The organism is Maricaulis sp. MIT060901 (genome assembly GCF_047123815.1).
Lineage (GTDB): Bacteria > Pseudomonadota > Alphaproteobacteria > Caulobacterales > Maricaulaceae > Maricaulis.
On sequence record NZ_CP138920.1, the window covers coordinates 770,973 to 793,332 of the forward strand.

The 22,360-nt window shown below is 62.3% G+C and carries 26 protein-coding genes; 17 read left to right on the top strand and 9 right to left on the bottom strand.

From position 1 onward, the window contains the following. The first annotated feature begins 94 nt into the window (after positions 1–94). The gene (locus tag SIC17_RS03980; protein ID WP_291894079.1) at positions 95–541 is read left to right on the top strand and encodes a TrmH family RNA methyltransferase; all 447 of its coding nucleotides are present in this window, start codon (positions 95–97) and stop codon (positions 539–541) included. Here the strand turns inward: SIC17_RS03980 and SIC17_RS03985 are convergent. Beyond that, complete coding sequence (locus SIC17_RS03985) at positions 538–1,392, bottom strand: hypothetical protein (RefSeq protein ID WP_291894081.1); 855 nt, start codon at positions 1,390–1,392, stop codon at positions 538–540. The two genes, SIC17_RS03980 and SIC17_RS03985, sit on opposite strands and share 4 nt — an antisense overlap. A 303-nt stretch (positions 1,393–1,695) precedes the next feature. Here SIC17_RS03985 and SIC17_RS03990 point away from each other — a divergent pair, with 303 nt between their 5' ends. The 5 genes from SIC17_RS03990 (at position 1,696) to SIC17_RS04010 (ending at position 6,320) form a co-directional block, all read left to right on the top strand. Beyond that, complete coding sequence (locus SIC17_RS03990) at positions 1,696–3,099, top strand: DEAD/DEAH box helicase (RefSeq protein WP_291894083.1); 1,404 nt, start codon at positions 1,696–1,698, stop codon at positions 3,097–3,099. 48 nt (positions 3,100–3,147) lie between these two features. Further along, on the top strand, positions 3,148–4,035 hold the full coding sequence (gene hemF / locus SIC17_RS03995) for an oxygen-dependent coproporphyrinogen oxidase (protein ID WP_412546461.1): 888 nt from the start codon (positions 3,148–3,150) through the stop codon (positions 4,033–4,035). A 109-nt stretch (positions 4,036–4,144) separates the two neighbouring features. Further along, positions 4,145–4,957 (top strand): AraC family transcriptional regulator, encoded by an 813-nt coding sequence (locus SIC17_RS04000; RefSeq protein ID WP_291894087.1) that lies wholly within the window; start codon positions 4,145–4,147, stop codon positions 4,955–4,957. 69 nt (positions 4,958–5,026) lie between these two features. After that, positions 5,027–5,734: a CPBP family intramembrane glutamic endopeptidase gene (locus SIC17_RS04005; protein WP_291894089.1), complete on the top strand. Its 708-nt coding sequence runs from the start codon at positions 5,027–5,029 to the stop codon at positions 5,732–5,734. A 160-nt stretch (positions 5,735–5,894) separates the two neighbouring features. Beyond that, positions 5,895–6,320 carry a hypothetical protein gene (locus tag SIC17_RS04010; protein ID WP_291894090.1) on the top strand — a complete coding sequence of 142 codons (426 nt, stop codon included), beginning with the start codon at positions 5,895–5,897 and terminating at the stop codon, positions 6,318–6,320. A 75-nt stretch (positions 6,321–6,395) separates the two neighbouring features. On the opposite strand, the gene SIC17_RS04015 is transcribed toward SIC17_RS04010, so the two are convergent. The 4 genes from SIC17_RS04015 to SIC17_RS04030 are packed head-to-tail and all read right to left on the bottom strand — an operon-like array spanning position 6,396 to position 9,152. Then, positions 6,396–7,595 carry a CCA tRNA nucleotidyltransferase gene (locus SIC17_RS04015; protein ID WP_412546462.1) on the bottom strand — a complete coding sequence of 400 codons (1,200 nt, stop codon included), beginning with the start codon at positions 7,593–7,595 and terminating at the stop codon, positions 6,396–6,398. 35 nt (positions 7,596–7,630) lie between these two features. Next, positions 7,631–7,969 (bottom strand): DUF6111 family protein, encoded by a 339-nt coding sequence (locus tag SIC17_RS04020; RefSeq protein WP_291894095.1) that lies wholly within the window; start codon positions 7,967–7,969, stop codon positions 7,631–7,633. Between the two features lie 3 nt (positions 7,970–7,972). Then, positions 7,973–8,593, bottom strand: a complete 621-nt coding sequence (locus SIC17_RS04025) for an NUDIX hydrolase (protein WP_412546463.1) — start codon at positions 8,591–8,593, stop codon at positions 7,973–7,975. Further along, the gene (locus tag SIC17_RS04030) at positions 8,577–9,152 is read right to left on the bottom strand and encodes a DUF1285 domain-containing protein (protein ID WP_291894097.1); all 576 of its coding nucleotides are present in this window, start codon (positions 9,150–9,152) and stop codon (positions 8,577–8,579) included. Before SIC17_RS04030 ends, SIC17_RS04025 begins: the two co-directional genes overlap by 17 nt. A gap of 82 nt (positions 9,153–9,234) precedes the next feature. On the opposite strand from SIC17_RS04030, the gene SIC17_RS04035 reads away from it, so the two are divergent. The 8 genes from SIC17_RS04035 (at position 9,235) to SIC17_RS04070 (ending at position 19,003) form a co-directional block, all read left to right on the top strand. After that, positions 9,235–10,233: an AAA family ATPase gene (locus SIC17_RS04035; protein ID WP_412546464.1), complete on the top strand. Its 999-nt coding sequence runs from the start codon at positions 9,235–9,237 to the stop codon at positions 10,231–10,233. A gap of 3 nt (positions 10,234–10,236) precedes the next feature. Continuing rightward, positions 10,237–11,133, top strand: a complete 897-nt coding sequence (locus tag SIC17_RS04040; protein ID WP_412546465.1) for a DUF58 domain-containing protein — start codon at positions 10,237–10,239, stop codon at positions 11,131–11,133. A gap of 3 nt (positions 11,134–11,136) precedes the next feature. After that, positions 11,137–13,848, top strand: a complete 2,712-nt coding sequence (locus SIC17_RS04045) for a DUF4159 domain-containing protein (protein ID WP_412546466.1) — start codon at positions 11,137–11,139, stop codon at positions 13,846–13,848. Next, complete coding sequence (locus SIC17_RS04050) at positions 13,845–15,896, top strand: hypothetical protein (RefSeq protein ID WP_412546467.1); 2,052 nt, start codon at positions 13,845–13,847, stop codon at positions 15,894–15,896. Before SIC17_RS04045 ends, SIC17_RS04050 begins: the two co-directional genes overlap by 4 nt. 59 nt (positions 15,897–15,955) lie before the next feature. Continuing rightward, positions 15,956–17,314, top strand: a complete 1,359-nt coding sequence (locus SIC17_RS04055; protein ID WP_412546468.1) for a mechanosensitive ion channel family protein — start codon at positions 15,956–15,958, stop codon at positions 17,312–17,314. Between the two features lie 98 nt (positions 17,315–17,412). After that, entirely contained in the window at positions 17,413–18,111 is a 699-nt protein-coding gene (locus SIC17_RS04060; RefSeq protein WP_412546469.1) for a pirin family protein, read from the top strand. 68 nt (positions 18,112–18,179) lie between these two features. Then, positions 18,180–18,380: a hypothetical protein gene (locus SIC17_RS04065; RefSeq protein WP_291894106.1), complete on the top strand. Its 201-nt coding sequence runs from the start codon at positions 18,180–18,182 to the stop codon at positions 18,378–18,380. 116 nt (positions 18,381–18,496) lie between these two features. Beyond that, positions 18,497–19,003: a hypothetical protein gene (locus tag SIC17_RS04070; RefSeq protein WP_291894108.1), complete on the top strand. Its 507-nt coding sequence runs from the start codon at positions 18,497–18,499 to the stop codon at positions 19,001–19,003. A 76-nt stretch (positions 19,004–19,079) separates the two neighbouring features. Here SIC17_RS04070 and queE read toward each other — a convergent pair whose 3' ends face one another. Together queE and queC are read right to left on the bottom strand one after the other, a co-directional pair. Beyond that, a complete protein-coding gene (gene queE / locus SIC17_RS04075) occupies positions 19,080–19,712 on the bottom strand; it encodes a 7-carboxy-7-deazaguanine synthase (RefSeq protein ID WP_412546470.1) in 633 nt (210 codons plus the stop codon). Next, positions 19,709–20,428: a 7-cyano-7-deazaguanine synthase QueC gene (gene queC / locus SIC17_RS04080; RefSeq protein WP_412546471.1), complete on the bottom strand. Its 720-nt coding sequence runs from the start codon at positions 20,426–20,428 to the stop codon at positions 19,709–19,711. Before queC ends, queE begins: the two co-directional genes overlap by 4 nt. A gap of 35 nt (positions 20,429–20,463) precedes the next feature. On the opposite strand from queC, the gene cutA reads away from it, so the two are divergent. Both cutA and SIC17_RS04090 read left to right on the top strand, forming a co-directional pair. Continuing rightward, entirely contained in the window at positions 20,464–20,802 is a 339-nt protein-coding gene (cutA, locus tag SIC17_RS04085) for a divalent-cation tolerance protein CutA (protein ID WP_291894114.1), read from the top strand. A 52-nt stretch (positions 20,803–20,854) separates the two neighbouring features. Continuing rightward, the gene (locus tag SIC17_RS04090) at positions 20,855–21,166 is read left to right on the top strand and encodes a hypothetical protein (RefSeq protein ID WP_412546472.1); all 312 of its coding nucleotides are present in this window, start codon (positions 20,855–20,857) and stop codon (positions 21,164–21,166) included. 37 nt (positions 21,167–21,203) lie between these two features. Here the strand turns inward: SIC17_RS04090 and SIC17_RS04095 are convergent, their stop codons facing one another. Continuing rightward, a complete protein-coding gene (locus tag SIC17_RS04095) occupies positions 21,204–21,464 on the bottom strand; it encodes a hypothetical protein (protein ID WP_412546473.1) in 261 nt (86 codons plus the stop codon). 123 nt (positions 21,465–21,587) lie between these two features. Further along, positions 21,588–21,821 carry a hypothetical protein gene (locus SIC17_RS04100; RefSeq protein WP_412546474.1) on the bottom strand — a complete coding sequence of 78 codons (234 nt, stop codon included), beginning with the start codon at positions 21,819–21,821 and terminating at the stop codon, positions 21,588–21,590. A gap of 87 nt (positions 21,822–21,908) precedes the next feature. On the opposite strand from SIC17_RS04100, the gene SIC17_RS04105 reads away from it, so the two are divergent. Then, positions 21,909–22,349, top strand: a complete 441-nt coding sequence (locus SIC17_RS04105) for an RrF2 family transcriptional regulator (protein WP_291894120.1) — start codon at positions 21,909–21,911, stop codon at positions 22,347–22,349. Positions 22,350–22,360 lie beyond the last annotated feature (11 nt).

Genomic DNA, 22,360 nt, shown 5'->3' on the forward strand with positions numbered 1-22,360 from the left:
GTTTGACGACCATAACCTATCGCCGTAAGGCGGATCGCGTACGCGGCGCGTTGCCGCACACACTTCCGGACTCTTGGCTTGAGCGCGGCTTAAAATGCGGATCGTTTTTTTTCAACCAGATATTCCGCAAAACCTCGGGGCAGCGATGCGCGTCGCAGCCTGTTTCGGGGCGGATCTCGACGTCATCGAACCCTGCGCCTTTCCCCTTACTGCAAAGGGTATACGCAAGGCAGCCATGGACTATGAGGCGACCATTTCCCCTGTCAGACATAGCTCCTGGAGCCAGTATCTGACGGTCCAGCCCGCGTCAAAAGGTCGCCTCGTCCTGTTTACAACGCGTGGCGCCGACAACCTATGGGACTTCAAATTCCGTCCGGATGACCGACTGCTATTTGGTCGGGAAAGTGCAGGCGTTCCGGACGAGGTTCATGATCAGGCCGATGCACGCGTCATCATCCCGATTCGTCCGGAAACCCGGTCACTCAACGTCGTTGTTTCCGCCGGCATCGCCCTCGCCGAGGCCCAGAGGCAGTTGCGCTAGCCGCCTGACATCAGTCCCGCCCGGACCATGTCGGCGGCATATTCGTGATTGAGCTGGAATTCCAGCAGATCCGCCATCGCATCACAGGCCGCGGCGAACTCGGCATCATTCTGCGGCTCATAGCCCGAGAAATACCGCAGACGGTTCTCGTCATAATTGTTGAAAACAAATCCCTGCATCTCCCCCGTCCCGAGGGTCGCGCGGTCGAGATCGTACGGAATCGCCTCGGGGCCGGCCGCCAGCACAAGCGCTACCATGGCGTCCTGCATCGGTGCGTAGGCCGCATGCCGCCCCGCTTCCATCGCCTGCCGCGAGGAGATGTTCTGCGGCGCGATACCGGAATAGAGCAGCGTGTAACAATATTGTGGTTCGCTCATCAGATTTCGCGCCACACTCAGCAAGGTGCGCTGAAGGCCTAGCAGAGCTTCATCTGTCGCCCGCGGCCCATAGATCACGACAGCCGTCTGGCCAAGCACGAAGGCCTCTTCATACATCACCTGTTCGGCCTGCTCGGAACCTCCGCTGCGATAAGCTTCGATCGCCCGCTCCCGCATGCGTTGCTGGGCGTCGGGATCAACGGTCGCGAGTGCCTGCAGCATCTGGTTCTCGGCAAACATCGCATCTACTTCGGCGCCCATATCGCGTCCGCCATGGGCTTCTCGCTCACCGGAAAGCAGCGGGCCGGCAGCCAGCGGCACAATCAGGGCGCCGGCCACGGTCAGGGCAATCGCGATGATTTGCGGCAGGCCAAAACCGTCTCCGCGGCGCGGCATGCGCGCGCCGAGAAGAATCCCCAGGCCCGCGCCCAGAGCGCCGCCAATTCCGGCCAGGATAATGTTTGTGATGTCCATCTCGTGCCCCTGTTTTCGGGCGCAGACTAGGGCGGGCAGGCGGGCGAGAACAAGACTGGGCGCTCAGTTGGCCCGGCGCGCCGTAACGGAAATCACTTGTGGATTGCTGCAAAAACGAGCATACCGCGCGCAACGCCACGGCGTGGACCTTTGATCTCAAAGTTCGTGGCTCATTTTTGCGCAATCTCGCGCCTTCTCGAATTCGCCGGGCGAATTCACCTCCGCCGGACGGCTGACCCACGCTCAACACGTTCACCCACCCCAACCAGCCTGCGCTGCAGTCTGGTGTGAACAGGTATTGTTTTGACGCATTTTCACGATCTTGGCCTCGCCAAACCGCTTATCAAGGCCATCGACGCTTCCGGGTATACGACCCCGACCCCGATCCAGGCGCGCGCCATCCCCAAACTTCTCACGGGCTCCGACCTTGTCGGCATCGCCCAGACCGGCACCGGCAAGACGGCCGCCTTCACCCTGCCCCTGCTGCACCAGCTGCTGGATTATGACGAACCCGTCGGCGCACGTCGCTGTCGCGCACTCGTATTGGCTCCCACGCGTGAGCTGGCAGCGCAGATCGAGGAAAACGCCGCGCGTTACGCCCAGAACACCAAGCTGCGTCTGACCACGGTGTTTGGCGGAGTGAAACCGCGCCCGCAGATCAAGGCGCTGGAACCGGGCGTCGACATGCTGATTGCGACGCCGGGCCGCCTGATGGACCATATCTCCACCGGCGCCCTGCGCATTGACCGGGTCGACATGGTCGTGCTGGACGAGGCTGACCAGATGCTGGATCTCGGCTTCATGCCGACCATCCGCCAGCTGATGGCCAAGCTGACGCGCAAGCGCCAGACCGTCCTTTTTTCCGCCACCATGCCCAAACAGATCCGCAAGCTGGCCGAGGATTTCCTGACCAGGCCGGTCGAAGTCTCGGTGGCACCGCAATCCACACCGATCGAACGCATCGAACAGGACGTCCAGCTGCTGGAGCGAAGCGAGAAGCGCGCCGCCCTGCGCGACCTCCTGGCGCCACGCGAAATGGAACGCGCCATCGTCTTCACACGCACCAAACACGGGGCCAACCGGGTTGTCAGCAATCTGGAAAAGGACGGGCTGAAGGCGGTCGCCATCCACGGCAACAAGTCCCAGAACCAGCGCGAGAAAGCCCTGGCAGCCTTCCGTGAAGGCTCTGTGCGCATCCTCGTCGCGACGGATATCGCTGCGCGCGGCATCGATATTCCCGGCGTCAGCCATGTCATCAATTTCGACCTGCCCAATGTGCCCGAAGCCTATGTGCACCGGATCGGCCGTACGGCACGGGCCGGAACGGACGGGGTCGCCATCTCGCTGGTCGAGCCGGGCGATCGCATCCTGCTGCGCGATATTGAAAAGCTGATTGGTCGTCACCTCTCCGCTTTTGGTGCCGAACTGGAAATCCCCAAGGACGCCAAACGCCCCGGCAGTGGTGGCGGAGGCGGCGGCAAGCGCGGCGGTGGCGGTGGAGGCGGTGGCAATCGTCGTCGGCGCCCTGCTGGCAACCAGGCGAAGTCCGGTGGTGACAAGCCACGGCAGGGCAATGGCAAGCCGGGTGGAAAGCCCAAGGCGAAACCGGCCAGCGGCGAGAGTGGCCAGTCCAAACCAGCCGGAGCCGGACAGGGGCGACGCCGGGTGCGCCGCCGCAAGTCCAATGCGACCCGCGTCGGTTCGTAACACCTCTTGCCTATTGCCAGACGCGCCCCAGCGCGTATGCATGTCGCCATGACGGAACAAGCACTCAATATCGATCTCGCCCGCGCCTCTGCCCGGGCCTGGTTTGAAGACCTGCGCGACCAGATCTGCGCCGAATTTGAACGCCTGGAAGACGAGGCCCCGGCTGAGCTTTATCCTGGCGATGCCGGACGTTTTGAATACGAGGACTGGACACGCGGCGATGGCAGCGACGACCAGGGCGGTGGCCAGATGGGCATCATGCGCGGCCGGCTGTTTGAAAAGGTCGGCGTGCATGTCTCCACGGTGCATGGCGAGTTTTCCGAACAATTCCGCAAACAGATCCCCGGCGCCGAGGAAGATCCGCGCTTCTGGGCGTCGGGCATTTCCCTGATTGCGCACATGTGGAACCCGAATGTTCCCGCTGTGCACATGAATACGCGTTTCATCACCACGACGAAGTGGTGGTTTGGCGGCGGTATGGACCTGACCCCCGTGCTCGACAGCGCCCGCACCCAGGCTCACCCTGATGCCCGGGATTTCCACGCTGCCTGCAAGACGGCCTGTGACAAACACGGCGAGGATTACCACCAGCGTTTCAAGAAATGGTGCGACGAGTATTTCTACCTGCCACACCGGGACGAACCGCGCGGCATTGGCGGGATTTTCTACGACCGCCACAATACCGGCGACTGGGACGAGGATTTTGCCTTTACCCGGGATGTCGGTCTGGCTTTCCTCGACATCTACCCAACGCTTGTCCGCCGCCGCATGAACGAGACATGGACCGCCGACCAGCGCGAGGAACAACTTGTTCGTCGTGGTCGTTATGCCGAGTTCAACCTGCTCTATGATCGTGGCACCAAGTTCGGCCTGGAAACCGGTGGCAATGTAAAGTCGATCCTGTCCTCCATGCCGCCCGAGGCGAAGTGGCCGTAGCCGCACAAACGGGACACCCAGCGGCGTGTTCCCGCTTGGCTGTTCAACAGATGCATCCGATATCGCCCCGGGAAACATCTCATCACTGATGAGACAAGGGCGAGTACAGATGCGAAACGGACGAGTCACCACAGCCGCCGGGCCGCACAAGCGGTTTGAAGCAGTGTTCAGCGGTCGTGCCTTCGCGCCGCACCGGCATGATACATATACCTTCGCCCTGACCCTGAAGGGTGTGCAGAGTTTCGAGTATCGCGGCGCCTGCCGGCACTCCTTGCCGGGCGAGCTGGTCATCCTGCACCCCGATGAACTGCATGACGGTATGGCCGGAACCGACGAGGCGTTCGGCTATCGCGGTATCAATATCCGTCCCGAGGAATTCGAACACGCCCTGGCCGGTCGCGCCCTGCCCTTCATCGAAGGCGGTCGCAGTACGGACCGACAACTGATCTCACTGGTTCACGGCCTCGTCCGGGATCTCGCCACGCCGGTGGACGCGCTGGACTGGAGCGCGGTGATGACCGAGCTGGTCGACCGTCTGTGTGCCGTGGAAACCGGACAGGACATTGATCGCCCGATCGATCACCAGGCCGTTTATCGCGCCCGCGACTATATCCTGGCCCACCTGGATGAGCCGATCACCATGGAGGCGCTGGAAAACGTGACGGGCCGGTCCCGCTGGAACCTGGCCCGTGATTTCCGCGCCCTGATGGGGACCAGCCCCTATCGTTACGTCACCCTGCGCCGCCTCGATGCCGCCCGCGTGCTGATCGCCAATGGTACGTCCCTGGCGAGCGCAGCCTGTGCGACCGGTTTTTCCGATCAGGCCCATCTGACCCGCCAGTTCAAGGGCAATTTCGGCGTCACCCCGAAGGTCTGGCTGAAACTGCTCGACACCGGCACCAACGGCACGATCATTCAATAAATCAGGTCCGCCGCGCTCTATCTCGATGGAAAGTTTTGTTGGGCCCTGCCCGTTCCGAAGAGAAAAAGCATGACCAATACTTCCCCCTCCCGTTCCCGGGCCGCGCTGGAACTGCTCGCTGCCTTGACCATCGCCTTTGGTTCGAAAGTTGTACTGGACCAGTTCATCTGGAAATTCGCTGGACCAGCTTCCCTGCTCATCGTCCTGAGTGTCGCCACCGTCTATCTGCACCATCGCGGTGAAACCTGGACGGGCCTGGGCCTCGCCCGGCCGCGCGGCTGGAAATCCGGCCTCCTGATCCTGCCCCAGACCTTACTGGCGATCGTGGCTATCCTGGGCAGCGGCGTGGCCATGGCCTATCTGGGTGACGCGGCCGGTCTCTGGAGCTCGGACGCCCTGCCGGAGGGTGTGGAAGCCCGTTGGGGCGATATCGAAGGCAATCTGCCGGTCTATTTGATGTGGCTTGCCATTGTCTGGACCAGTGCGGCCTTCGGCGAGGAAATGTTCTTCCGCGCAGTGCTGGTCAGCCGGGTCGAGCGCATCTTCGCGGGTATCCCGATGCGCGCCCTGCTGAAAGTCTTCATCCCCGCCCTGATTTTCGGTTTTGCCCACATGTATTACCAGGGTGTGCGCGGTCTCGTGGTAACCGGAACCATCGCCTTTGCCCTGGGTACGCTCTACCTGCTCTACAAGCGCAATCTCTGGCCGCTCATCCTGGCACACGGCTTAGTGGACACCCTGGCGATGACCGCCTTCTATCTGGACGCCGACTGGTAGATCCATCACGGGCAAAATCTTCCGGCACCCGGAAAGGTTTACCCGGCAGATCCCGCCATCGCCGCCTCGACTGCGTGGATTTGCCAGCCAGGGCTGGGCCGTTCAGACGGCCCGCCCCTTGCAGCTTCCTATCGGACAACCATCACGAGTGAGACCGAAGATGAGTATTTCCGCACTTGGCATCGGCCCGGCACCCCTGCCCCATGTGACCGGCGCCGAGAGACCGGGCGAGACCGCTGCCAACAAGACGCTACCAGCTCCCGCCTCGCCCGCCTCCCAGGACATGATCGACAAGGCGCCGCAAGCGATGGTGTCGAAAAAGTCAGCCGTGGAGGAATTCCTGCGCTGGGCGGAGATGTCGCCTGCCGAACGCATCCGCGCCCAGTTCCTGGAAAGCCGGGGGCTCAGCGAGGACAGCCTCAAGGCCATGCCGGAAAACGAGCGCGAGGCGATCGAGGCCGAAATCGAGCAACGCATTCGCGACCTGCTTGGGGGTGAGGAGAAACAACCGGCTCGCACCAGCACCGCGGACACCGCGCTCCAGGCCGGCATCGCCTATACGCAGACAAACGCATTACTTCGCTAGGCCCATCACCCGGACAGCGGATACAAGAAAGCCCCGGCGATGACCGGGGCTTTTCTCGTTGGCGTGTAGAGCGATCTACTGTTTCAGACGCGCCAGAAGCTCGTCCTTGCTCGGCTCGAAACGTTCGGCAATCCAGTGGGCCTTCAGCTCATCAAGCGCATCACCCAGCATAGGACCCGGCTCGTAACCCATCAGGATGAGATCACCGCCATTGACCGGGAAATCCGGCTGTTTCCACTCGGCCGCAAACTTGGCCAGCAGGCGCCAATCACGCGGCGGCGGAGCGGTTTCGCCGGCTGCCGCCAGACGGGCCTGGTCCTCAAAAGCCTGTGCACCCAGCGCCATGATGGCACGTTCGGCAGCGGCAAGATCACCAAAGGCGCCATGCACATCCTCGCGGGCAGACGGATCTACCGCGCCCTGCAGGCGTTGTACTTCAGCATTGGACATTTTCAGGTTTGCAGCCATCGTCCTCATCCTTTCCGGTCCGCCATCGGCGAGCGCCACGAATCGCAACAAGGCGTCAGGCGCTAATCCATAATCATTGTCTTGATCAATGATTGCGCTCAGGACTCTTAAGGATCCGTTCACTCCGATCAATTGATTCAATATTCCTCCGGCTTGCATCAGCTCAATCGCCCGCCCCGGATCCGGAGCGGCGAGAAGCTTCTTCAATTCAGACCAGACGCGCTCGACTGACAATGTCGACAGACCGTCACGCAGCTCATAAGCCGCTGAAATGGCGACCTCATCAGGATCACCCTGGCCATACCAGGCCTGAAACCTGAACAGCCGGAGCGTGCGCAGATAGTCTTCCCGAATGCGCTTGCGGGCATCACCGACAAAAACAAAGCGGCGCTCTTCCAGATCCTCCAGACCACCGGTCGGGTCGTGAATTTTTCCGTGGAAATCTGCGTAGAGCGCGTTCAGGCGGAAGTCGCGTCGCTGTGCGTCCTCCTCCCACCTTTCGGAAAACTCGACAACAGCGCGGCGACCATCGGTGGCGACATCCTTGCGCAGCGTGGTGATTTCATAGGGAACACCGCCAAACACAACAGTGATGGTCCCGTGTTCGAGGCCGGTAGGAATGGCTTTTAGGCCCGCCGAACGGGCAATATCCAGCACACGTTGCGGCAGGATCTGCGTGGAAATATCAACATCCGCAACCGGCGTATCCAGCAAGGCATTGCGTACACAGCCACCAACAAAGCGCGAACCGCCGGGACGCTCCTTCTCAAGCATGTCGATAACAGCGCGCGTCTCAGGCGCGCTCATCCAGCTGTGTTCAGCCGGGTTCAGCGAGACCGGAGTCATTCCTGATCATCGCTCGGCGGGTCTTCCGCTTCCTCACCCGCATCTTCATTTGTGTCGTCCGCAGCCTCATCGGAGCGGATGAAGTAACCCGGCTGGATTTCACCATCCACGAGGCGCGGTGGGACGTATTGGTCCCCTTCATGGCCACCGCGGGCACTGTCCAGGAGAACCAGACCGATCATGACCACAACCGCGGTCGCAGCACCGGCAGCAGCCAGTTTCAGAACCGGGGCCGGCTTGGCTGCGGCTTCCGATGTGCTGACCGTTCGCCACAGGAAAAACAGGCCGAAGGGCAACAGGAAGGACAGGATTTCAATAATTGTGATGCGGACCATGATCTACCCGTAAAGCCTGTCGTAAAGCGACTTCAGCATGCCTGCTGTCGCTCCCCATATATAGTGCCCATTCCACGGCATCGCATAAAAATGCCGCTCCCGCCCCTGCCAGGTGCGGCTATGACGTTCGTGATTGACCGGATTCATCAGGAAATCCACCGGCGCCTCGAAGGTCAGGGCAACCTCGTTCGGGTCAATCGACAAGCGGTATCCGGGACGCACAATTCCCACAAAGGGTTGGACCTCATATCCCGTGACCGTCTCATAACTGTCGAACCGGCCGATCATGTCGACATAAACCGGATCAATCCCGACCTCTTCATGCAGCTCGCGCACCGCGGCATCGGCGGGTGTCAGATCAGTCGGATCAACACGACCACCGGGAAAACTGACCTGGCCCGCATGCTGGCTGAGGTGGGCAGCGCGCTCGGTGAAGAGGAAACGCGGCGGACCGTCATGCAATAACAACGGCGCGATCACGGCTGCAGACCGAAGTTCCCGCCCCGTCGGTGAAGGCGCGCCATTGAGGTCACCATCCCCGCGCACAGGCAGGGCGCCCTGGCTGTCGACCGGGTCCAGCCGGTCCTGCAGGCGCTGGAGAAAGGCTTCAGGCGTCTGCACCATCAACCTCCAGCGGATAAAACTCCCCCTGGCTCCACACACCGGTGACGCCGTCATGTTCCACGGCGATGTCAGCCAGCTCATAAAAGACCGGTCGGGACATCAGCGCATCGAGCTGTCCGCGAATCCTCACCAGGGGCACCGGCTCCTCGCGATCGCCATCCCAGCTGATTTCAATGGGATGATCCGGACCTGCAGCGGCCACATCACCGAAATTTGTTGTGAAAAGCAGTTGCTGGTCCCGGCCCTCGCCGACCCGGTCGACTCGCACCGCCAGGAAAGGCGCGACCTCGACCCGGATACCGATTTTCTCGACCGGCGTGACGAGATAATGAACGCCGTCGTCATCTTTACGCAAGATTGTCGAAAACAAGCGTGTCAGACGTTCCCGGGTTATACGCGTGCCGTCATGCCACCAGGAGCCATCCCGTTTGATGACCATGTCCATCTCGCCGCAATACTCCGGATTCCAGCGATCGACGGGAGGCAATCCCTCGCCGGCGCTTTCTGCTGCCTTGAGCAGCGACTGTAATCCGTTGGCCATTTCGGTATCGGTAGGCATGGACACCTCGTTCCTGCAACGCCATGCTCGACGCACGTTGAAAGACATATAAGTCATCTGTTTCGGAGAGGAATTTAGGACGATGACCGACACGATTGAACCCGGTGCAGACCTGATCGCCGAAGCGGATGCAGCGACCCAGCGCCTGGCGGCCGTAAAAGACAGTATCGGACGCGTCATTTTCGGCCTGGAAAATGAGGTCGAGCTTTGCCTGACCGCACTCCTGTCCGGTGGCCACACCCTGCTGGTCGGCGCGCCCGGCCTGGCCAAGACACGCCTGGTGGAAACCATCGCCGTTGCAACCGGCCTCGACACCAAGCGTATCCAGTTCACACCGGACCTTATGCCGGCTGATATTCTCGGCTCGGAGATCCTGGAAGAAAGTGATGACGGCAAGCGTCATTTCCGCTTCCTGCCCGGCCCGATCTTCTGTCGCCTGCTGATGGCTGACGAGATCAACCGCGCCAGCCCGCGCACCCAGGCCGCGCTGTTGCAGGCCATGCAGGAAGGTCACGTGACCGTCGCCGGTGAGCGCCATGACCTGCCGCACCCCTTCCACGTGCTGGCGACCCAGAACCCGATCGAGCAGGAAGGCACCTATCCACTGCCGGAAGCCCAGCTCGACCGTTTCCTGCTGCGTGTCGACGTGCCCTATCCGGATCGTGATGCGGAACGCCAGGTCCTGCTCGCCACGACCGGCGCGACCTCTGCGGAAGCTATCGAAGTCCTCAACGCGGAAGAGATCATCAAGCTGCAAAGCCTCGTTCGCCGTCTTCCGGTAGGCGAAAAAGTCCTTGAAGCCATTCTTGACCTGCTGCGTCTGGCCCGTCCGGATGAAAGCGAGATCGAGGCGGTTCGTGAAGGTGTGTCCTGGGGGCCAGGACCGCGTGCCGGCCAGGCGATGATGCTGGCCTGTCGTGCCCGTGCACTGCTGCAGGGCCGCCTGGCTCCGTCCACCGAGGATGTTGCGGCGCTGGCCGAACCCATTCTGAAGCACCGCATGGCCCTGTCCTTCGCGGCCCGTGCGGATGGCCACACGCTGGAAGGTCTGATCCAGACCCTTGCGGACCAGGCCGCCTAGGTCATGAGCCAGGGCGTCGATCGCCATAAGGAAGCCCGCATCGTCTCTTTGCGCCATGAAGGCGAAGAGGCGGCGGCCAGCCTGCCCTCCCTGCTGGCGGAGGCGGAGCGCATTGCTGCGACCGTCGCCCAGGGTGTGCATGGCCGTCGGCGGTCCGGCATTGGCGAGACCTTCTGGCAATACCGCCATCACCGTCCAGAAGACGGTCGTGCCGCCATCGACTGGCGCCAGTCCGCGCGGTCCGATCAGCTGTTTGTGCGTCAGAACGAGTGGGAAGCCGCCAATACGATCTGGCTGTGGCGCGATGGCTCCACGTCGATGCAATACACGTCGGGCAAACACACGCCCAGCAAGCTGGACCGCGCAGCGGTGTGTCAGATCGCCGTCGCAGCCCTTCTGACCCAGGGCGGTGAACGCGTCTCCGTGCTGGGTGAAAGCGCGATTCCACGCACCGGCGCGCTTGGCCTTGAACGCGTCTCCCGTCGCCTTGTGCTGGGACCGGGTGCTGAAAACGCCGTGGAAGCGCCGGAGATCAGCCGTTTTGGCCGGGTTGTCCTGGCCAGTGATTTCCTCGATCCGATCGAGACCTGGGCCGCCCGGCTGTCGCGTTTTGCCGTGCTGGAAGCCCAAGGTGTGATGTTGCGCATCGTCGATCCGGCGGAAGAGGATTTCCCCTATTCCGGCCGCACCCGTTTCGAGCGCCCGCATTCCAATGACAGCCTGTTGTTCGGTCGTGCCGAGGAAGCCCGCAAGACCTATCGCCAGCGCTGGCGGGAACATGGTGATGCACTCGCCGACCTCGCCCGCCAGTATGGCTGGACGATTGTCACCCACCGCACCGACAAGACCGCAACGAGTGCCGTGCTGGCGCTTTATCGTGCACTGGCAAGGGATGTCTGATTGATGTTTGGACTGGGGCCCCTTTCCTTTGGCGCACCGCTGGCCCTGGCTGGCCTGCTGGCGCTACCAGCGCTATGGCTGCTGCTGCGGGCGACACCGCCAGCGCCGAAACGCGCGATTTTTCCGCCGCTTCGCCTGCTGCTGGGTGCACCGGACGACACCGAGACCCCACATCACGCGCCCTGGTGGCTGATCCTGTTCCGCCTGCTGATTGCCGCGCTGATCATTATTGGCCTGTCGCGCCCGATCTGGACACCGCCCGCGGTTGAAGACGAGGAGCGCCCGGCGCTGATCGTCGTCGACAATGGCTGGGCGGCGGCCAATTCCTGGCCGGAAACCGAACGTCGTGCCGAGCTGCTGATCAGCGATGCGGAGCGGGATAATCGCCTCGTCGCGCTGTTGTTCACCGCGCCGGGTGAAACCGCGCCTGCGCCAATCCGCCTGGATAGCGCCGACACCGCCCGCCGCCTGCTCGACAGCGCCCGCCCGCAAGCCTGGTCGGTGGATCGAAGCTCTGCCGCCGAGCGCCTGGAAGATGCCATCTCCCAGGACGCCCTGGCCGATGACCTGGCCATCACCTGGCTCAGCGATGGCACGGACAGTACCGGCGCCCGCGCACTGGCAGACACGCTCAACGATATCGGCACGGTCCGCCTGATCGAACCGGATGCGGGACGCAGTGCCTATGCCCTCGCCCCGCCGGAAGTCACCACAGACGGTCTGGCTGTTGATGTCCTGCGCTCCATGCGGGAGCTGCCAGCGACCGTCGGCATTGTGGCCCTAGGTTCAGATGGCCGCGCCATCGCCCGCGCCGATGCCGGGTTTGCCGGTGATGAGGGCCGCACACGTGTCGAGATGAGTCTGCCGTTGGATCTTCGCAATCGCATTGCCAGCATCCGCATCGAGGGGCGTTCAAGCGCGGCCTCTGTGCGCCTGATGGGCGATCGCTGGCGTCGTCCGCGTGTCGGCCTGATCGAGGCGACATCCGAAGACGGCCAGCCGCTGCTCTCTGACCTGCATTATGTTGAAAGCGCGATCAATCCGATCTCCACGCCCAGCCGCGGCACACTCGAGGAATTGCTTGAGGAAGAACCCGCCGCCCTGGTCATGGTCGATGATGCACGCACGGATGACGAGCGCATCGGTGAGTTTGTCGCCAATGGCGGCCTGCTCCTGCGTTTCGCCGGACCACGCCTCGCAGCGCGCGGTGACGAGCTGTTGCCGGTAGACCTGCGCGAAGGTGGCCGCCTCTTTGGTGGCGCTCTGAACTGGGAAGAACCCCAGCGTATTGCTGGTTTCTCGCTCGACAGCCCGTTTGCCGGCCTGCCGACCGATCCAACCGCCACGGTGGACCGCCAGGTTCTCGCCCAGCCGGGCACAGCGACGCCTGACCGTGTCTGGGCACGTCTCGAGGACGGCACCCCGCTGGTCACCGCCCAGCGTCGGGGTCGTGGCTGGATCGTGCTCTTCCACGTGACCGCCGGCCCGACCTGGTCCGACCTGCCGCTCTCCGGCCTGTTCCCGCGCATGCTGGAACGTGTCATGGGCCTGGCCCAGAACGGCGAAGCCACCGGACCTGCCACGGGGGCCTGGGTCGTTGACCAAGCGCTCGACTGGCAGGGTCAGCTGACCAGCCCGCCCTCGACTGCCCGCCCCGTCCCGGCCGAGATTTTCGAAACCGCAGTTGTGTCGCCGAGTGTGCCGGCCGGTCTTTATCGCCTGGGCACGGGAAGCGCCGCGCTGAACGTCATCGCTGCGGACACCACGGTCGAAGCCCTGCCGCGCGACCTGCCCTCGGTGATCTATCAGGGCTTTGACGGCATCCGTCCGATCCTGTTCCAGACACCCCTCCTGGTGATTGCCCTTGTCATGATGATCCTCGACGTTCTCATCGCACTCGGCCTGGCCGGACGCCTGCCCCTGCCGGGCCGCGCCGCTGCTGCGGTCGTGCTGGCCTTCGCCCTTGTGCCGCTGGCCGGACGGCTGGAGGCGCAGGAGGTTGACCCGTTTGTGCTGGAAGCCTCGCTGGACCTGCATTTCGGTTATGTCGAGACCGGCGACACCAATCTGGACAACCGCTCCCGCCAGGGCCTGATCGGCCTCGCCAACGAGCTGACCCGTCGTACGGCCATTGAACCGGCCAACCCGATGGCGGTGGATCCGGAACAGCACGAGCTGATCTTCTTCCCGATGATCTACTGGCCGATCACCGACGATGCCCAGCCGCTCTCCGCAGAGGCTTCCGCGCGCGTATCGACCTATCTGCAAAGCGGCGGCCTCATCATTTTCGACACCCAGGATGCAGACGTCTCCATGCTCCGCGCCGGCGAACCGCATCGCGGCCTGGTGACGGTGCTGGAAAGCATTGATGTCCCGCCGCTGGCACGTATCCCGGGCGATCATGTGCTGACACGCTCCTTCTATTTGCTGCAGGAATTCCCGGGCCGTTTCGGCGGCGATCCGGTCTGGGTCGAAGCCAATCCGGACGGTGCATCGCGTGACGGAACCTCCGGCGTCGTTATCGGCGCCCATGACTGGGCTGCCGCCTGGGCGGTCGATGAAAACGGACGTCCGGTGGCCACTGTTGATGGTGGCGAGCGCCAGCGCGAGCTGAGCCTGCGCTTCGGCATCAATATCGCCATGTATGCCCTGACCGGTAATTACAAGGCCGACCAGGTCCACATCCCTGATATCCTGGAGCGTCTCGGACAATGACGGCCGCCTCGATCGACTTTTCGCCGCTCATTCCCTGGAGCCCGCTGATTGCGCTCCTGGCGATTGGCTATGCCGTGCTCATCTTTGGCGCGGTCCAGAAGCTGTCCGGCTGGCTGTGGCGCGGGCTGGGGCTGGCAGCCCTGGGCGTGACCCTGGCCAACCCCTCGCTGGTTGAGGAGGAGCGTGATCCGCTCGCCGATGTCGCCATCCTGGTCACTGACACCAGCTCTTCAATGGATATTGGCGGTCGCTCCGAAGCGGCCGACGCCATGGCCGAGGCCCTGCGCCGCCAGGCCGAGAATGACCCGTTGCTTGATCTTGTCGAGGTGGAAGCTGGTGAAGGCGCGGATGGCACGGAGGTCTTTTCCGCTGTCAGCTCAGCGCTTGCCAGCGTGCCCCAGGATCGCCTGGCCGGTATTGTCGTCACCACCGACGGCCAGATCCATGACGCGCCCGCCTCTATTGATGCGCTGAATATCGATGCGCCACTGCACCAGATCATGCCCGGCGATACATCCGCCGGTGATCGTCGCCTGATCATCGAAGAAAGCCCGCGTTACGGCATTGTGGGACAGGGTGCGAGCTTCACCATTCGTGTCGAGGACACGGCCGTGACCGGCAATGCCCAGGTCGCCTTCCGCTTCGAAGGTGGTGAACCGCAAGTGCACCGCATACCGATCGGTCGCTCCATCCGCATTGACGTGCCCGTTGAACAGCGTGGCCAGAACGTCGTCGAGATCGAAGTCGAGGCCGGTCCACAGGAGCTTTCCCTGATCAATAACCGGGCCGCTGTCTCCGTGAACGGTGTGCGGGATCGCCTGCGTGTGCTGCTGGTCACCGGTGAACCGCACAATGGCGCGCGCGCCTGGCGTGACCTGCTGAAGTCCGACCCGTCCGTCGACCTGGTCCACTTCACCATCCTGCGTCCGCCAGACCGTCGCGATTCCACGCCGACCGACGAGCTGGCGCTGATTGCCTTCCCGGTCCAGGAACTCTTCTACGAGCGCCTCGAGGAATTCGATCTCGTGATCTTCGACCGTTATCGCCGCCGCAATATCATGCAGGGCTATTTCGGTAATGTGGCGCGCTATGTTGAAAATGGCGGCGCACTACTGGTCACCACGGGGCCGCCCTTCGCCGGCCCGCCAAGCCTGTTCCGCTCACAACTGTCCAGCGTTCTGCCGGTACGTCCGTCCGGTACGTTGTCGGAAGAAGCCTTCACACCGCAAATGTCCGATCTCGGCCTGCGCCACCCGGTCACCGCCGGGCTGGAAGGCGGCGGCGAGGATCCGGAATGGGGTCGCTGGATGCGCAATATCGAGGGCATCACCCTGGGTGGCCAGGTTCTGCTGGAAAGCGAGGACGGTGATCCGCTTCTGGTATTGCAGCACTCCCAGCAAGGCCGTACGGCGATGGTGATGAGTGACCAGACCTGGTTGTGGTCGCGAGGTTTCGAGGGCGGTGGCCCCTATGGCGAGATGTTCCGCCGTGTGGCGCACTGGCTGATGAAGGAGCCGGAGCTCGACGAGGAACGTCTGACGGCCGTGGCCATGGACGGTGAATTACTGGTGGATCGCGTTACGCTGGCCGATACCGCGCCGCCGCTACAGGTCACCTGGCCCGATGGCCGCCAGGAAGTCGCCAGCATGAGCACGGATGAATCCGGGCGTTTCTCCGCACGCCTGCCGGCTGAAGGCACTGGCCTTGTCCGCCTTCGCTCCGGAGCGCTGACGACCGTTGCGGCCCTGGGGCCGCTCAACCCGCTGGAATATGCCGACCTGCGCCCGACGGACGCGATCCTCGATCCTTTCGTCAATGCCAGTGGTGGCGGTATCTATGCCATTGGTGAAGGTGAGAATGCCCGCCTGCCCGGCATCCGCCGGACCCGCGCCAATGCAGATCATTCCGGCCGCTCTTGGATGGGCCTGAGATCAAACGAGCGTTATGTCGTCCGTGCGACGACCCGCACGCCTTTGCTGCCGGGCCTGCTGATCGTCCTGATCCTGACCGGCCTTCTGGGGCTGGGCTGGTGGCGCGAGGGGCGCTAAGCCTCTTCCCCCACATCCGCCGATTGCGATAGGCTCGTTTTCTTCTAACAGGAGATTCGATGTCCCAGACCCAGCCCGCCGCCGGTTTCGAGCTTGATCTTGCTGCCATCCAGTCGCGGATCGAGGCGGCAATCGACTGGGCCCGCGCCGAGGCGCTGAGCGTCGATTTCGGGCTCCAGCTTGTGCTGGTCGGGGCCGCGATGCTGCTGGCCTTTGCAACCAAGCGTCAGACTATGGCGGTTTTTGCGCGTATCTTCCACATTGACGCTCTGCAGCGTTTCAAGCGCCAGGCCGTGCGTTTCATCCAGCCCATCGCCGGGCCGGCCATGGCGTGGATCCTGTTGTCAGCCGCGCTTGCCGTGCTCGATAGCACGACCGGCTTCGACGTCTATCTCCTGCGATCCGCAAGCAATCTCATGGGCGCCTGGGCGGCGATCCGCCTGCTCTCCAGCTTCATCTCAGAGCCTTTCTGGTCACGCACGGTCGCGCTGATCGCCTGGACACTCGCGGCGCTGAACATTCTGGGCTGGCTGGACCCGACAGCTTTGTTCCTGGACGGGCTGGGCTTCTCCCTTGGGGCGGACACAGAGGGCAATGACCGGCGCATTTCTGCCCTCACCGTCATCCGGGCCGCGATCGTGCTGGCGGTGTTCTACTGGGTGGCGAGCTTTCTCTCCCGCCTGCTGTCAACGCGTGTCGAGCACCTGCCCAGCCTCAACCCATCGGCGCGCATCCTGATCACCAAGGCGGCCCAGATCGTCCTGATGGCCACAGCAGGCCTGATGGCCCTGTCTGCGCTGGGTATCAATCTCTCTGCCCTGGCGATCTTTGGTGGCGCCATTGGTCTGGGCATCGGTTTTGGCCTGCAGAAGATTTTTTCCAACCTCGTTTCCGGCGTGATCCTTCTGCTCGACCGCTCGATCAAGCCGGGCGATGTGGTCACGGTGGATGAGACCTATGGCAAGGTCTCGACCCTGGGCATGCGCTTTGCCTCGGTAAAGACACGCGACGGGCACGAACACCTGATCCCGAACGAGGAATTTATCACCTCGAAAGTCATCAACTGGTCCTATTCCGACCCGTCTGTCCGCATCAAGCGAACCATTGGTATCAGTTACAACAGCGATGTGCGCCTCGCCCGGGAGCTTGTGGTCAAGGCTGCAGAAAGCGTCGCACGTGTCGCGGCGTCGCCCGCCACTCGCTGCCACCTGATCGGTTTCGGTGACAACAGCGTAGACCTGCAGATCCGCTTCTGGATCCTCGATCCGGAGAACGGCGTCTATAACGTCACATCCGAAGTCCTGCTGGCGATCTGGGATACCTTCCAGGAACACGGTATCGAATTCCCCTTCCCACAGCGCGATGTTCATCTGGTTGGCAGCGATACGATCAAGGTGGAAATGGCCAATCCCGATTAATGCCCAAATGGAATTAATAACAATCCAGCAGGCCGATTAATCCCGCGCCTGCCACTCCCTACATTGCCCTCAACACAGCAATACAAGGGAGCTTGCAAATGATTGAGAAACGCTCTTTCGACAGCCTCGGCCATTTCCAGAATGGCTGGCTGAATGCCAAACACCACTTCTCCTTCGGGGGGTATTTCGACAAGTCCCGCCTCGGCTGGGGCGCGCTGCGCGTATGGAATGATGACGAGATCCAGCCGGGTGAAGGCTTCGCGCCCCACCCGCACCGCGACATGGAAATCATCACCTATGTGCGCAATGGCGCCATCACCCACCGCGATAATCTGGGTAATGAAGGCCGCACGGAAGCGGGCGATGTCCAGGTCATGTCGGCCGGGTCCGGCATCACGCACTCCGAGTTCAATCGCGAGGACGAGCTGACGCGGATCTTCCAGATCTGGATCGTGCCGGAAACCGAGGGCGGCGAGCCGCGCTGGGATGCGATGGAGTTCCCCAAGGCCGACCGCGCCGGTGACTTCATCGTCCTTGCGTCGGGCAATCCCGAGCGCGATGGGGGGCTGATGATCCGCCAGGACGCCAGGGTCCTGGGCGCCACCCTGACAAGGGGTCAAAGCGTTCGCCACCCCCTGCCCCAGAACCGCCAGGCCTATCTGGTTCTGGCCGAGGGCAAGGCCAAAGTCGGTAATGTCGAGCTGGATGCGCGCGACGGCGCCGCCATCCGTGATATCGGCGAGATCACCATCACCGCCCTGGAAGATACGGAAATCGTCCTGGTTGAGACAAACTAGTCAGCCGGTTTCACACTTCTGAAACGCCTATCGGCGAAGTCTGCGCAATAGAACTCCTGGAGATCATCATGCGCCGGCTTCGCCTCTTTCTTCTGACCCTGTTGATTGCACCCTCGCTGAGCGGTTGCCTGGCTATCGGCGCTGCAGCCCTGGTCACCGATGTCGCGGTTGGAACCGCCGGCACAGTTGTCGGTACGGCTGGAAAGGTCGGCGGTGCGGCGGTCGGCGCTGTCCTTCCGGGCGGCAATGATGACGAGGATGAGGACTAGACCCTCGCTCGCTCGAAATCCTTGCGAAAAGCCCGAGTGTAACGTGACAGGCCGGCGTAACCTCTGTTAGCCTTCCCCACGAGGGACGCGGGCTATCAGCGTAAGGAGATACCCCCATGATGCGCACTATGACTGCCGTACTGGCAGGATCACTGATGATTTCGGGCGCGGCACTGGCCGACGAACCGGTCACCATCGCTCCGATTTCCTTTGGCGAGGAATTGATGGAGAAGGCGGACGAGTATGGCGAACGCGAGTTCGGCCGTCTGGCTCGCTATTTGGAGCGTCAGCTTGAGAACCGCCTGGAAGGCCTGGAAATGGCTGATGGGACAGTTCTGCAAGTGACGATCGTGGATGCCGATCCGAACCGCCCGACGATGGAACAGATGCGGGACACGCCTGGCCTGTCGATGGCCAGCATCAGCTTGGGTGGGGCCGAGCTTGAAGCAGTCCTCGTCAGCGCCGATGGAGACGTGCTCGAACGGTTCGAGTATTCGCGCCGCTCGCACAATATCCGTGACGTGATCGGGGCGTCGACATGGAGCGATGCACGCCGCACCATGCAGGGCTTTGCCCGACAGATCGGTGAGACGGTCGCAGAACGCTCAGGCGCAGACAGCTAGATCGTCGAAAGCTTGCAATCACGGAAGGGCCGGTTTTCCGGCCCTTCTTTTTTGCGCGCTTGTAAGGTCGTCGGGCTCAGGGCGCGCCGATCCATTTATGGGTTTGCAGGCTGAGTGACCATTTGGGGTGTTCCAGACAGTATTCGAACGCTGCCTGGGCATTGCCCATCATGTCATCACCATCCATGGGCTGAAGCAGGAAACGCTCGAACTGCCAGTCCTCGAACTGAGACGGATCCAGCTCCGGTTGCGGGAAGACAAGTTTGAGCTCGCTGCCGCTGCGCTGGACGACGGTGGAATTACCCTTTGGCGAAATTGTCAGCCAGTCGATTCCGGCGGGCGCTGTGATCGTGCCATTGCTCTCTACGGCGATCTCGAAACCGGCCGCATGGATTGCATCGATCAATGGCGGATCGAGCTGCAACAGCGGCTCACCACCTGTAAACACAACCAGCGGCTTGCCACCGCCAGGCCAGTGTCCTCGTGCCGCTTCGGCCAAGGCTTTCGGCGTCGTGAACTTGCCGCCGCCGGGACCATCTGTGCCGATAAAGTCAGTGTCGCAGAAATTGCAAACCGCCTCAGCGCGGTCTCGTTCCAGACCGTTCCACAGATTACAGCCGGCGAAGCGGATAAACACCGCTGGGCGTCCGGTTTGGCCGCCTTCGCCCTGCACGGTCAGGAACATTTCCTTGACGGAATAGGTCGTCATGCCGCCCCCTTTTCGCGCCAGGCCTGCCAGCCCTTTTCGCGCAGTTCACACGCCGGGCAGGCACCGCAGCCATATCCCCAGTCATGCAATCGAGACCGGTCGCCCGTGTAACAGGTGTGAGTGCGCGAGCGGATCAGTTCGACCAGGGCATCGCCGCCCAGTTCATACGCCAGCGCCCAGGTTTCCCCCTTGTCCAGGAACATCAGCGGCGTTGCGATCTCGATCGTCTCGTCCAGCCCCAGCGAAATGGCGTTCTGCAGGGCGCTCAGCGTGTCCTGGCGGCAATCCGGATAACCGGAATAATCCGTCTCGCACATGCCGCCGACCATGGTGCCGTGACCACGGCGATATGCGAGCGCCGACGCAATGGTCAGGAAAACAAGATTGCGGCCCGGTACAAAGGTCGAGGGCAGACCGTTTTCCTGCATCTCGATTGCACGGTCAGCCGTCAACGCGCTCTCGGCCAGGGCGCCATAACCGGCTATATCCACCGTATGGTCCTCGCCCAATCTCGCTTTCCACGCCGCAGACTGCTGCGCCATTGCCGCGCGGACATCCAGACGCGCCTGCATCTCCACATCATGGCGCTGGCCATAGTAGAAGCCGAGCGTCTCAACATGATCAAAACGTTCCAGGGCCCAGGCCAGGCAGGTCGCTGAATCCTGCCCGCCGGAGAACAGGACCAGTGCCGATTTGTCTTGCGTCTTTTCAGTCATCAGCCGGTATATAAAGGCCCGCAGCGGAGATAGCCATGAGCGTTGAACATCACTGGATCTATACCACCTGGCCGGATCTGGAAGCAGCCCGTTCCGCCGCGCGGCATCTGGTCGATGAACGCCTGTGCGGCTGTGCCAATATCCTGCCAGGCGTGGAATCCTTCTATCACTGGGAGGGCACTGTCCAGAACGATACCGAGATCGTGGTCATCCTGAAAGCACCGGCGGGCAATGCCACGGCGCTGAACCAACGCATCGCCGAACTCCACCCCTACACGACGCCGTGCATCATTGCCCTGCCCGTGATCAGCGATGCCAGTGCCCCCGGATTCCTGGCCTGGCTGACGGAACAGGCCTCACCACGCGACGGATAATCCCACGCCATGCGTTGAAGGCAAGCGTGGGACCCTTGATGGAGACGCTGCCATGATTGGACGCATTATTGCTGCAAGTATTCTCGTTGCCGGCATCAGCACCCCGGCCTTTGCCCATCCGCATGCCTCGGCCCGCCTAGTCAGGGATTGTGCGGAGGATGTGAGGGATCGGCGCGAGGACAGGCTCGACCGGCTGGAAGATATCGCCGACCGCCGGGAGGATCGCCGCGATGCACGGCGCTTCACGGGGCTTGGGGATTTGCTGGAGGATGTCGCGGATCGCGCTGAAGATCGCCGCGATCGCCGCGAGGACCGGCGTGACCGCCGCGAAGACCGCCGCGACGCGCGGTTCGGCTGTTACTAGATGAGTGTCCGGATTAGGCGCACCGCAACGGGTGCGCCTAGTCCTCTCGCCCGTCGACTTTCTTGAAAACCTCGTGAGCGGCCTCGTCATAACCGTCGCGCCGGGAAATGATCAGGATCGCCGCCAGGCCTCCACCGACAACAACCGACAGGAATGTACCCAGGCCGAGCGCGATCCAGCCATGCCGGCTCATGGTCATTTCCGGCAAAAGACCTGCGCCAGCCACTAGATAGGCAACTCCCATCAGGATGGCGATGACCAGGGCAATCAGTGAGAGAATGCTTGCCTTGCTTTTCATGAATATCTCCGCGCCTAGAGGGTGACTGCCATGACCGCCCATATATACAGCGGGGCCGGAACCGCAATGGCGACAAAGAGCCACGGGGCCAGCGGTAAATAGCGTTCGAATTCGTTTTTCATCTCAGATCCCGTTGAAGACAGCCAACGCCAGAAGCGCCAGGAAAAGCGTACCCAACCCGATCGGAAAGGCCGCGCGGGCAGCCCGAATGATTTCGGTTTCCATACGGTCAGCCGGCGTGTGCCCGGCCCGGGCCGCGAAACGGAAATTCTCCCGTAACAGGCTCGCATAGGCGAAAAACCAGAACAGCGTGAACCCGCCCGCGAACAGCATGACTATCGTCATCAGGATTTGCATATCCACCCCATAACTAATATTCTAATTACCGGTTTCAAATGTCGCGTGCAATACTAATATTTCATATGCATCTTTAATGAGCTGACCATGCGACTGACCCTGCACACCGACTATGCCCTGCGATTACTGATGATGCTGGCAGCCCGCCCTGGCGCGCGCGTCACGGTTCCCGACATGGCCGAACGAAACCGGATTTCCCGCAATCACCTGATGAAGGTCGCCCAGGCGCTGGTGAAGGCTGGCTATGTCAGGTCTATCCGGGGCAAGGGCGGTGGCCTGGAACTCGCCAGAGAGCCCAGCGAGATTTCCCTGGGCGAAGTCGTGCGCGAGATCGAGCCCGATTTCTCGTTTGCCGAATGCCATCCACCACGCACAAGCAATTGCTGCCTGCTCCCGGTTTGCGGCCTCAACGGAATACTCAGCGAAGCCGGTCGGGCCTTCCAGGCAGTCCTGGACCAGTACACGCTGGTCGATCTCTTGCTGGATCCGGCTCGGGCGCGAGATATCATCGCCCTGCCCGCGGAATAGAATTCAGGGCT